An 11098-nucleotide genomic window follows, 5' to 3' on the forward strand; every position below is an offset into this window, starting at 1 on the left:
CCGTTACCGATGGGCCGACCATCATCATCTACATAGCATTAAATAATAAAATCAAAGAACTAATTTGTATTCATTATTTATTCGTGACACTCAGTATCCTGGATTTTGATGCAACACGCCTTTTGATAAATCCAATTGAGTTTGAGGAATTGGTAAGAGTGCATCTCTGCTTGAACTAAAATTGGTTTTTCCGGCTGCTGCCATTACATTATCGGCAATCCCCCATCTTACTATATCAAAAAACCGTTCGCTTTCCATTGCCAGCTCAATTCTGCGTTCATGCCTGATGGCATCCCGCAATTGTGATTGATCAGTAGTGGTTACTTCGGGCAATATGGAATTATCGCCATTGCGCGCCCTTGCTCTTACCATCTCCAGTTTTTGCAAAGCTTCATCTGTTTGTCCTAATTCATTAGCTGCTTCGGCATACATAAGCAATACATCAGAGTACCGGAGAATTCTGACATTCATCCAATAACCCGCGCGGCTGCCAACTGAATTGCGAATTGCGGGGTTAGTATAAACCTTCATATTGTAGCGCGGGTTTGGTTCAGCAGGGAAAACTTCTCCATATCTTGTAGGTTCAGGGCTGGGGGTAAATAAAATAGTACTTTTTTCACGCGGGTCACCTTCTTCATACGCATTAACCAGGTTTTCCGAAGGAACATTAAATCCCCAACCAAGGTCAAAATTTCCGGCGCCTCTTACACCCTGAACATTGGCATACTGGCAACCATAAGAATCTGTTTTGTGATTCGCATCTGCATAAGCCTGTATTTCAAAAATTGAGCCGCTCGAATTTTCTCCATCCTCAGTAAAAATTTTATCATACGGAGTATTCAAATTATAAACTCCTGAATTAATCACCAATCCTGCGGTGCTCATAGCATCCTGCCATTTCTTTTCATATAAATAAACTTTAGCGAGCAAGCCGTTAGCTGCCCCGCTCGTGGCTCTTCCTATATATTTTGCATCCCATTGCTGAGGCAGCGCGGTGGCTGCAAACTGTAAATCTTTTTCTATAAAGGCATAAACTTCAGCCGGTGTAGACTGCGGTTTATTAGATGCGCTTATATCCGATAAAACTGTATCCACAATCGGTACATTTCCAAAAAATCTTACCAGCATAAAATAGGCATACCCTCTCAAAAACCGCGCTTCGCCCTGGGCCAGTAATTTTGTGGCTACAGGAGTGTTGGCGCTATCTTTTCCTACCTGATCAAGGATAACGTTACAATCAGTAACCGTAGCGAAATAGCCGGTCCAAAGATCATTGGTAAGCCCATTAGTAGGATTTACCGGAAAGTTGTCCATTTCCAGTTGAGCCGGAGCGTCAGCAGGCGTGCTTCCTTTGTCTGCATCATCGCTACGGATGCTTACAGCGCCCACATAGCCAAATACAGTGGTTTGATACGTACGCAAGCTTGCATAGGCTGCATATACATTTTGGTCATATGGGCCCGCACCCTGTGGATAGGGAAAATTATCTGTGGTATATTGCCCCAGCGGTTTACGATCCAAAAAATCTTTTTTACATCCCATATTGAACAATATCAACAAGAGCAGCAGCGTGCCTGAAATTATACTCAAACGGGATTTTTTATCTTGATTCATATCATTACATTTTTATTATGGACTAAAAGGTTAAATTGACTCCGAACGAATAGATAGCAGGCACGGGATATACGCCGTTATCAGCTCCTGCTGCAATGGGGTCTGAAATGGGCACTTCAGGACTATACCCGGTTGCTTTTGTGAAAGTAGCCAGGTTTTGGCCACTGATAAAAAGCCTGAAAGACTGAACCCCTTTGGTTTGCAGAATTTTCGGATTGAATGTATAGCCCAATTGCACTGTTCTTATCCGCAGGTAATCTCCCGGCTCCAGCCAGTAAGTTGAAAATAGATAATTATTAGACCGTGTATTATCAAGGATAGGTTCAATGTTTGTAGTGCCGGCGGCAGTCCACGCATCCAGGCGGTTTGTTTCATAATTGAGAATAGCGAAAGTAGCTGTGCGCCGCTGTACATAAATCTTATTTCCTGCTACGCCCTGCAACTCTATGCCCAAATCAAAATTCTTATAATCAAGTGAAATATTGCCCCCAAAGTTATATTTAGGAAAAGGCGTACCCAGGTAAGTACGATCGTTTTGATCAATTTTTCCATCATTGTTTACATCTTTGTAAGCGACATCTCCCGGAGCTGATGAAGCCATATGCGGCTCCTTATCCAGTTGTGCCGTGGTTTGATAAATGCCGGTTTGCACATAGCCGAAAAAGTAACCTATAGACTTGCCGGTTTCGGTAACGTTAACCCCGCCATTCCCCAATAATTGAAAATTGATATTATTACCAATAGATTCCACATCATTTTTATTTACGCTAAAATTCCCATTAATAGTATAGCTGAAATCTTTCCCGATTTTATCATGCCAGCCAGCCGATACTTCGAGTCCCTTATTATCTATGGTGCCAAGATTAGTGAAATAATTTACATTTCCTGAAGCCCCCGGAAGTACAATTGTAGTTAGAATATCATGAGTCTTGCGGTCGTAAAAATCTACATCAAGGTTTAAACGATTGTCAAGCAGCCTCGCTTCAAAACCGACATCTTTACCTTCTACTTTTTCCCAATGTAAATTCGGATCAGGTATATATTTAGGAACAACTGAAGGATACACATTATTTCCAAAAATGCCTACATTGGAATTAAGCAACACAGGATAGGAAAGATAGTTTCCAATGTTTAATCCATTACCCACTGTACCCCATGAAGCTTTTAGTTTTAAAAAATTAAGCCACGAAACAGGTTGCAGGAATTTTTCGTCTGTCAGCACCCAACCCAGGCCTACACTTCCAAAATTTCCAAATTGATGCTTTGGTGAAAATTTAGAGGTACCATCCCTTCTGAAAGTAGCATTTACCAAATACTTTCCTTTAAATGAATAGTTTATCCTTGCCAGGTAAGACATGGAGGCATCTTCGCCAGCGCCTCCTCCATAAGTTCCTGGGTTTGATTGTTGAGCTACGTCCAAATACCAAAACATCGGATCGTTTGGAATATTAAAACTGGTATCTGTACGATTGCCATTTATTGACTCCATATAATGATAAAGAGTGCTAAAGCCAGCCAGCGCGGTAACATGATGATCCCCAAAATCTTTATCAAAAGTAAGCGTGTGATCCTGCTGGAAAGTCTTATAAAGCGTTGACGACTGATTAACAGATGTGTGAGGATTAATAGCATAGCTGGTATCAGTCGGAGAACCACCCTCTCCCAAATCGATGTAATGATAAGGTAAAGCGCCATAGCTCCGCGACTGGTTAAAGCTTAGATCTGTATACACTGAAGATTTCCATGTAAAATTTTTAAGAAATTTAATTTCTGCAAATATGTTTCCCGTTACCCTGTATCCTTCATTGAAAGCAGTTCCATCATTCTGATCTATGAGCGCAACAGGATTATCCACCTGCGCTCTTTGAAAAGAGGGCATTGCGTAATACAAGCCAGGGCCAGCTTTTATGGGAACGATTGGCGCTGCCCACGTAGCTTTATTAGTAAGGTTTCCCACGCCTGCCGGTGGGTTTTGTTTGAAATGAAAACCCGTGATGTCGCCGCCTACGCGAATATTTTTATTGATATGAATTTCTTCATTCAAACGTGCCACATATTTTTGGTACTTATCATACTTCAAAACACCCTGTTGATTGGAATAACCGATATTTAAATAGGTTGTGCTTTTGTCTGTACTGTTCGAAACGCTCAGGCTGTTATTGGATTGAAGGGCAGTACGCAATACCTGCTCCTGCCAATTGGTATTGGCGGTATAGTTTGAAAAATCAAATGGCGCAGCATTCAGATTTGCCAATTGCGCAGAATATAATTTTTTAAACCCTTCCGCGTCAGTTACCTTAATCAGGTTATTTACCTTTTGCAAATTGACACTCGATTGAAAATTAATTCTTGTTTGCCCCCTTTTCGCCTTTTTTGTAGTGATAATAATAACACCATTTCCACCCTGCAAACCATAAATAGCAATAGAGGAAGGATCTTTTAAAACTTCTACAGATTCAATGTCAGCAGAATTTAAATAATCAATATTGGTTTGTAAAATTCCATCCACAACGTAGAGTGGATCAGCATTATTAGTGGAATTCACTCCTCTTATCCTGACGGTTGGCGAGCTACCGGCCTGGCCGGAATTGACTACCGTAAGCCCCGCCACTTTTCCCTGTAAAGAAGCAACAGGATTGGTTGAGGGTTGCTTGGCAATGTCTTCGCCTTTCACTACCGCAATAGAGCCCGTCAGATCTCTCTTCTTTTGCGTTCCATATCCTATTACGACAATATCACTTAGCGTGCTTACATCCTTCTCCATCGTAATATCAATAGTGGTTCTGGAACTTACGTTTACGACCTGGCTCTTATATCCCACATACGAAAAATTCAATGTTCCTTCTTCGGGAGCGTTAATGGTGTATGTGCCGTCGGGTCCGGTAGACGTGCCGGTAGTTGAACCACCAACCGTAACACTCACTCCAACAAGTGGGGCTCCTTCTTCATTTGTTACTTTTCCGTGAATATCAATATTTACCGAAAATAACTTAACGACAGGTGCCTTATCCGTGGCCGTTTCCGGACGCAAAAGGCTATGAGCACTCGCTTGATGGCACATCGCAGCCAGAAAAAAAATAGCTGGAATCAAAATGCGGAGTTTTCTCCGGGAGGAACTCAATTTAATAGGTGGGGTTTCAATTCTTTTCATACCTGGAACTTTATTAAGTTTGAAATAGTCAGAATCCTGAATAACAAATTTTCTTATCGAATAAATCTTAAAAAAATTTCTAAAGGAACAAGAGAATAAATTGATTCTGTATCTGAATAATTTTACGTCGTTTGTGAAATTGACTTTGGGTTTTAAACACAATCAAACAATCAAAATACAGGGCTTCCTCTGCAATTTTTTTTATTTTATGTAAAATGATTGCACGAGCGATTGCATCCGCATCAAATTGCACAGTTAAGTATAATGACAATAATATTTGGTAAGTAGCTGCATACCGGTGGTTTCATTTTTGAAATTTCTTTTTTCTCAAAAAAAAGAAAAAGCGTATTCCTTTTCGAAATAGAAAATTTTTTCTAAAATCTTCTATAACCTCTTATGAAATGAACAATGGATTTTTCATCAATCATAGTAAAGCAATAAAAAACCACAATTTTGTTCAGTATTTTTTTCGAAAAAAAATTTTTATGGAAAAAATTTGAGTTGAACATCTTACTAAAAAAATAAGATCATGGAAGCCAATCAAATTTTACAAACAGGATTTCTTGATATTTTGTTTGAAGGAAAAAATAAATTGTACGGTGCATACGATTTACGTAAAACATACAATCAAAGAATTTCCAAAGCGCTGTTTTCCACAATGATGATAATGCTTTTACTGATAATTGGTTTTATTATCGGCAAAAGATTTGAAAAAACTGAAAAAACAATAATCCCCATCGTCCCGGAAAGCATTTTACGTAAAATTCAGGAGGAAAAGCCAAAAGCACTTCCCAAATTGCCCACTCCTGTTCACCTGAAAACTTTACAGGTTACCACTCCGGTTATCGTCAAAAAAATAGAAACGCCACCACCGGATGTGCATCAGATCGAACAGGCGATTATCGGTATAAAAAATATAGATGGGCCGAAACCCGGTATTGGAATTGTAAATCCACCTACAGAAATTACAAGCAGCAAGGTAATTGCAACGCCCGTAAAGAAAGAATCAGGGAATAGTACTTTCATTCCTATTGAAGTGGAAGCAAAATTTCCAGGTGGTGATGTGGCATGGCAAAAATATATTCAACGCGCGATACAGCGTGAGCTGGATGAATTTACAGAGAGCGATTATGGAACTTGCGTAGTAAAATTTATGGTAGATATAAATGGAAATGTAAGCAATGTGGTAGCCACTACTATGCAGGGAAGCAAGTTGGCCGAAATAGCGGTAAGCACTATCCGCAAAGGACCAAAGTGGATTCCGGCGATGCAAAACGGGCGCTATGTAACTGCTTTTAGATTTCAGCCTGTTACTTTAATGAATCCAAATCAATGATTTTTCATTGTGTAACGGTTACCAGTAAACGAACCTGCCTGACGGCAAACAGGGAAATAATATAGATTTTTATTTTACTTTTGGATTTTCAGAATAACCATACGCCAGAAAAAATTTGAAAAAGAATCTGCCAAAAATAAAAAAAGAAAGTCCGCGCTCACCAGGTAAACAATACAGTTTTTTTGAAGATGTTTATGATGTAGTTCGTCAAATTCCGAAAGGGCGCGTAACCTCATTTGGAGCGATTGCCAATTACCTGGGAACACGAATGTCGGCCCGGATGGTAGGCTGGGCTATGAATGGCGCTCATGTTGCAAACCCACCTGTGCCGGCGCAAAGAGTAGTCAATAGAAATGGAATGCTCAGCGGTAAGGCACATTTTTCAACACCAACTAAAATGCAGGAATTGTTAGAAAAGGAGAAGATAAAAGTACAAGATGATACGGTTGTAGATTTCGAAAAACTTTTTTGGGATCCGGCAAAAGAGTTGGAGATTGAATAAATGTGAAAATGTGAAAATGAGAAGATGTGAAAATGAGGAGGCTACCATGCTTTCTTCATTGGCTAATTTCAAATTTTCGTATTGGCTAATTGGCTAATCGGCTAATTATCACATTGGCTAATTAATAATAAGGGCTAATCAACAAATAAATTGCTACACCTGTAATAGCTACGTACAACCATATCGGCCAGGTAATACGTGCAATTTTTTTATGCTTTTGATAGTCGCCGGACAAGGCACGGTAAGCTGTGAACAAAATAAAAGGTAAAAAAATTCCAGCTAATGGTATGTGCGTAATTAGAATAAAATAATAAAAATAGCGAAGCGATCCGGCTTCTATTTTTTCTTCAGATGAAAGAATGCCGTCATGGTTTAGATCGCCAAATTTGCTTTCGCCGCTTAACAAATGATGGCAAACATAAGAGATGAGAAATAAAACAGAGATCACAATGGCTGCCAACATTATCTTTTTGTGCAGCGCGTAATTTTTTCTTTTTACTGAAACCAAACCCGCAATCAGCAATATGGCAACCAGCGAATTGGCAATTGCATTAAAAGCTGCAAACAGATGCGGATTAAAGTTTAGCTGGTAATCCAAATGGATACCTGACAAGCCCGCAATTCCCAAAAAAACAATTACAGACACCGACCATATTAAAATTCTGGCGTTCTTTTCATTCTTATTTAGAACAGGGTCAGGAAATTTTGCCGGCAAGTTTGAGTCCATAAAGTGAATTAACTTGATTTCAGTAGCCCTTTCAGGAAATCTTTAAATGAGCGCTTCTGATCTTTTTCAAGCATAAGCAAGGGGATATCTCTTACTAATTTTGATTGAGCCACTGAATCCAGCCCATTAAACCAGCCCCGCACTACGCGTTCTTTATCAAGAAGAAAAAAGTTTTCAGTATGAATAAATGCAGTGTCAATGTCTGAATCGGCTACACTTGCTTTTAGCTCATTAAAGGCAAAGTTGTAAATACTGTCTTTATTACCAGTACCGAGCCACCAGGTATCAGGATTTATATTAAACCTGGAAGCCCACTTTCGCAATTGGGTAAGTGAATCGTGTGCAGGATCTATGGAAAGAGAAACGAACTGAACGATAGAATCATTATTGGGAAAAGAATTCTGAAGCTTTTTCATTGATACGGCCAGCTTCGGGCAAATGGTAGGGCAATGGGTAAAGAAAAAATCTATTACTAAAATTTTTCCTTTCAAATCATCCAGCGAAACCTGCTGGCCAAGCTGGTTAGTAAAATGGAGATTTTCAACGCGGTGCCAGACCGTATCATAAGAGAATTTTCCTCCTTTCTGCGATACGTTCACACTGTCGTAAAAATATCTTCGTGGCATTTGAACTGCCCGATCGCTATAATAACTCACTAAAAGATAGCCACTAAGCGGTAACAGAATAGCGACCATTAATGCAGTAAAAGCTTTTTTATTCATGATGGAATAACGCAAAATTAGCTATTGCGGCGGGCAACAGCTAATTTATAAATGTACTCGGTGAGGTTTTAACCTTTATTTTAATCCAGTTTTTTATCGCTTTTTTCTGCAGGTGCAGGTGCGGGATGATGAAACTGTTGGGGCGTTGGCTCATATTTGCGAATGCCGGCATCTGTATTTCTTAGGTGTTTAAATGAAGAGCCATCAGCGAGGAAGGCAATAATAAACCAGACAAATAAAAGCGCCGGCAGTGCTACTGACATTATCATAGTTCGTATCTCATCGCCAAGGTGCATGAAAATAGAAATGATATAGAAAGCTTTCGCAAGGGTAAATATGATTATTACTCCTTTTAGCACCAAAACGAGAGATTCATTTGGATTAGCCCCGAGATCGATAAAATAAATAGTTAGCCCTAAGGCTAGTTCTAAAATTGTCAAAACTAAAAGTATCCAAAAGGCTTTCCAAATACGTTTAACATGAGCTACATCCTCTGGCGTGGTTCCTAAGTGTGTTGGTTCTACAGACATATTTTATATTTAAGGCTATTAATTTTTTAAAAATATTTTTAAAGTAATCAGATAAGATAAAAGCAAAGAAAAACGAATACCCAAACGAGGTCAACAAAGTGCCAGTACAGGCCGGTCTTTTCAATCATTTCATAATGCCCGCGTTTTTGAAAATCGCCCCTGATTGTTTTAATAAGCATAATCGTATTGATAACCACTCCCGAAAATACGTGGAAACCGTGGAAGCCGGTGATACCAAAAAAATAACCACCGAATGCAACCGGACCTGGCGTTGCTACCTGTTGCCCGTTAAACATCACATCCGGGCCCCAGGGATTATGTGACATGGTAGTACCCCAATGTTCGATAACACCGTTTACCAAAACCGGATGTTGGGCGGTAATCAAATGTGTCCATTCCCACGCCTGGCAACCTAAAAATGCCAGTCCGCCGAGAATAGTCAAAGCCAGCCATTTTATAACTCCTTTCTGGTTCATCTTATGCCCTTCATGCACCGCCAGTACCATCGTTACGGAACTCATGATTAAGATAAAAGTCATAAGGCTCACAAAGGCAAGAGGCAGATTGGCTTCTGTTCCCGGAAATTCATTGAAAACGTAGTTATGATCAACCCAGTGATTGAGGCTGAAACGAATGGTGCCATAAGAAATCAGGAAAGCGCCAAAAGTGAAAGAGTCGCTCAGAAGAAAATACCACATCAACAATTTTCCGTAGCTCACATTAAAGGGGCTTCTGCCGCCTGCCCACAATTTAGATTTTTCTTTTACTATCGCAGTTTCCATTTCTTATTTGTTAAAGGTGTGTTACAAAAATAAATTTAATTGTTTATTATCTTTCGTTTATTTCATTGGTTTAAAAGTATTTCCATCAAACTTGAAAACAGTAAACAAATATATTTTACGCTTTTTTATTTTACACTTTACTAGTCCATAATTATTAAAAATACCAGCAAATAAATCCAAAGAATATCTACAAAATGCCAATAGGTATTCATTAAATCTATATAGAGCTGATTGTAATTTTTCCTTCTCTTGCTATGTGATTTCAGGTACATCAGCAAAAGAGCAACTACACCGCCTGCAACGTGGAGGGCATGCATTCCTACAATCACATAAAAAAAGGAAAATGATACATTCCTTGTTACTGTAAATCCATTCTCCCATAGGTCCTTAAATCCTTCATACTGCAAAATAACAAAGACGGCCCCCAACACCAGTGTAAAGAAGAGCCACGTTTGATACTGCCTCATCTGCCTGTCGATAAATGCTTTGCGGCTCAGCATCAGCGCTACGCTGCTCAATAATATTGCCGCAGTGGAATAATAAAATATTACAGGAACATCGTAAGCGATCCAATTTGCCTGGTTACGTTTTACAATGTACGCACTGCTTAATCCCGCGAAAATCATCAGGATACTGGCACAACCGGCATACATTACAAACTTTAGTGGATGTATTATTTTCTTTTCCTGCTTCATCGTAGCTATCATAAATATCTTTTTTTCTTTTCCTTAATCAGATTTTATCGAATAATAAAGTAAGAAAAACGATCATCAGGTAAAAATAGGAACTGAACATTACTCTTCTTGCCGCAGCCTGGTTCATTTTTACAACGAGCAATATACTTACAAATACCATCCATAAATTACAAAATAGCAACACCCAAAATGAAAGAATTCCACCAATATGGAAATAATAGGGCAGCATTCCTACAGGAACCATCAACATTGAATAAATTACTGTCTGAATTGCAGAAAATTTTGTTGGTCCTTCACGGCTGGGCAATAGCTTGAAACCGGCTCTGTCATAATCTTTATGCGCAAGCCAGGCAATAGCCCAAAAGTGGGGAAACTGCCAAAGAAACTGGATGGCAAACAAAATATATCCTCCGTAATTCATGAAATGAGTCACTTCCCCATTAGCCATTACACCCTGGAAACTTGCAAAAGGATTTAAAGACCCGGTAGCAGCTACCCATCCTATAAGGCAAGGCAATGCGCCGGGAAAAGCGCCAACAATAACTGAAATGGAATTTACTCTTTTTAGCGGTGTGTAGATAAACGCATACAGAAACAAGCTGAATAAGGAGAGCAATGCGCTGGCAAAATTAAACCAATACCACATTAGCAATATACCTACTGCGGTAGCAATAGCAGCAAAAGTGTAGGCCTCATTTTGGCTCATCCGGCCAGCTGCAACCGGCCTTTCAGCGGTCCTTTTCATCAGCAAATCCGTTTTTCTTTCCACCGCCTGGTTAATTGCATTAGCAGCGCCCGTGATACACATACCGGCTACAAACAAAATAAATATGGATAAAAAATTGAACTCAACATTAGGTGCAAGAAGGTAGCAAACCACTGAACTAAAAACCACCAGGAAACTTAAGGTGAATTTGATTAAAATAAAATAATCCTTCACTTTAGAAGAAAGGGAGTATGAAAAAGAGTGAGGAATAGTGATTGTTTTATTCATTAAAAAACCTATTTAAAAAAAGCCCTGAATTATCAGGGCTATGAA

The 11098-nt window shown here is 39.4% G+C and carries 10 protein-coding genes; 2 read left to right on the forward strand and 8 right to left on the reverse strand.

The features are described from left to right. Window positions 1–90: 90 nt before the first annotated feature. Entirely contained in the window at window positions 91–1614 is a 1524-nt protein-coding gene (locus tag EFY79_RS19160; RefSeq protein ID WP_123122365.1) for a RagB/SusD family nutrient uptake outer membrane protein, read from the reverse strand. A 22-nt stretch (window positions 1615–1636) separates the two neighbouring features. Continuing rightward, on the reverse strand, window positions 1637–4765 hold the full coding sequence (locus EFY79_RS19165) for a SusC/RagA family TonB-linked outer membrane protein (RefSeq protein WP_199727589.1): 3129 nt from the start codon (window positions 4763–4765) through the stop codon (window positions 1637–1639). Between the two features lie 529 nt (window positions 4766–5294). Between EFY79_RS19165 and EFY79_RS19170 the strand changes: the two genes are divergently transcribed. Together EFY79_RS19170 and EFY79_RS19175 are read left to right on the forward strand one after the other, a co-directional pair. Continuing rightward, the gene (locus tag EFY79_RS19170; protein WP_123122366.1) at window positions 5295–6101 is read left to right on the forward strand and encodes an energy transducer TonB; all 807 of its coding nucleotides are present in this window, start codon (window positions 5295–5297) and stop codon (window positions 6099–6101) included. A 115-nt stretch (window positions 6102–6216) separates the two neighbouring features. Then, window positions 6217–6603 (forward strand): MGMT family protein, encoded by a 387-nt coding sequence (locus tag EFY79_RS19175; RefSeq protein ID WP_233578057.1) that lies wholly within the window; start codon window positions 6217–6219, stop codon window positions 6601–6603. A gap of 121 nt (window positions 6604–6724) precedes the next feature. Here EFY79_RS19175 and EFY79_RS19180 read toward each other — a convergent pair whose 3' ends face one another. The 6 genes from EFY79_RS19180 to EFY79_RS19205 form a co-directional block, all read right to left on the reverse strand. After that, on the reverse strand, window positions 6725–7330 hold the full coding sequence (locus tag EFY79_RS19180) for a DUF420 domain-containing protein (RefSeq protein ID WP_123122367.1): 606 nt from the start codon (window positions 7328–7330) through the stop codon (window positions 6725–6727). A gap of 8 nt (window positions 7331–7338) precedes the next feature. After that, window positions 7339–8052: an SCO family protein gene (locus EFY79_RS19185; RefSeq protein WP_123122368.1), complete on the reverse strand. Its 714-nt coding sequence runs from the start codon at window positions 8050–8052 to the stop codon at window positions 7339–7341. 80 nt (window positions 8053–8132) lie between these two features. After that, a complete protein-coding gene (locus EFY79_RS19190) occupies window positions 8133–8582 on the reverse strand; it encodes a cytochrome C oxidase subunit IV family protein (RefSeq protein WP_123122369.1) in 450 nt (149 codons plus the stop codon). A 47-nt stretch (window positions 8583–8629) separates the two neighbouring features. Then, entirely contained in the window at window positions 8630–9364 is a 735-nt protein-coding gene (locus tag EFY79_RS19195; protein WP_123122370.1) for a cytochrome c oxidase subunit 3, read from the reverse strand. A 140-nt stretch (window positions 9365–9504) separates the two neighbouring features. Beyond that, window positions 9505–10071 (reverse strand): cytochrome c oxidase subunit 3, encoded by a 567-nt coding sequence (locus tag EFY79_RS19200; RefSeq protein ID WP_233578058.1) that lies wholly within the window; start codon window positions 10069–10071, stop codon window positions 9505–9507. Between the two features lie 25 nt (window positions 10072–10096). Further along, window positions 10097–11053 (reverse strand): protoheme IX farnesyltransferase, encoded by a 957-nt coding sequence (locus tag EFY79_RS19205; RefSeq protein WP_123122371.1) that lies wholly within the window; start codon window positions 11051–11053, stop codon window positions 10097–10099. Between the last annotated feature and the right edge of the window lie 45 nt (window positions 11054–11098).

The sequence above is a fragment of the Hanamia caeni genome, from assembly GCF_003721595.1.
Taxonomy (GTDB): domain Bacteria; phylum Bacteroidota; class Bacteroidia; order Chitinophagales; family Chitinophagaceae; genus Ginsengibacter; species Ginsengibacter caeni.

What these genes read in the sequence shown, in the direction of transcription:
- EFY79_RS19205 (WP_123122371.1), bottom strand. Translation starts at nt 11,053, where the DNA reads ATGAATAAAACAATCACTATTCCTCACTCTTTTTCATACTCCCTTTCT.
- EFY79_RS19180 (WP_123122367.1), bottom strand. Translation starts at nt 7,330, where the DNA reads ATGGACTCAAACTTGCCGGCAAAATTTCCTGACCCTGTTCTAAATAAG.
- EFY79_RS19185 (WP_123122368.1), bottom strand. Translation starts at nt 8,052, where the DNA reads ATGAATAAAAAAGCTTTTACTGCATTAATGGTCGCTATTCTGTTACCG.
- EFY79_RS19170 (WP_123122366.1), top strand. Translation starts at nt 5,295, where the DNA reads ATGGAAGCCAATCAAATTTTACAAACAGGATTTCTTGATATTTTGTTT.
- EFY79_RS19190 (WP_123122369.1), bottom strand. Translation starts at nt 8,582, where the DNA reads ATGTCTGTAGAACCAACACACTTAGGAACCACGCCAGAGGATGTAGCT.
- EFY79_RS19195 (WP_123122370.1), bottom strand. Translation starts at nt 9,364, where the DNA reads ATGGAAACTGCGATAGTAAAAGAAAAATCTAAATTGTGGGCAGGCGGC.
- EFY79_RS19160 (WP_123122365.1), bottom strand. Translation starts at nt 1,614, where the DNA reads ATGAATCAAGATAAAAAATCCCGTTTGAGTATAATTTCAGGCACGCTG.
- EFY79_RS19200 (WP_233578058.1), bottom strand. Translation starts at nt 10,071, where the DNA reads ATGATAGCTACGATGAAGCAGGAAAAGAAAATAATACATCCACTAAAG.
- EFY79_RS19165 (WP_199727589.1), bottom strand. Translation starts at nt 4,765, where the DNA reads ATGAAAAGAATTGAAACCCCACCTATTAAATTGAGTTCCTCCCGGAGA.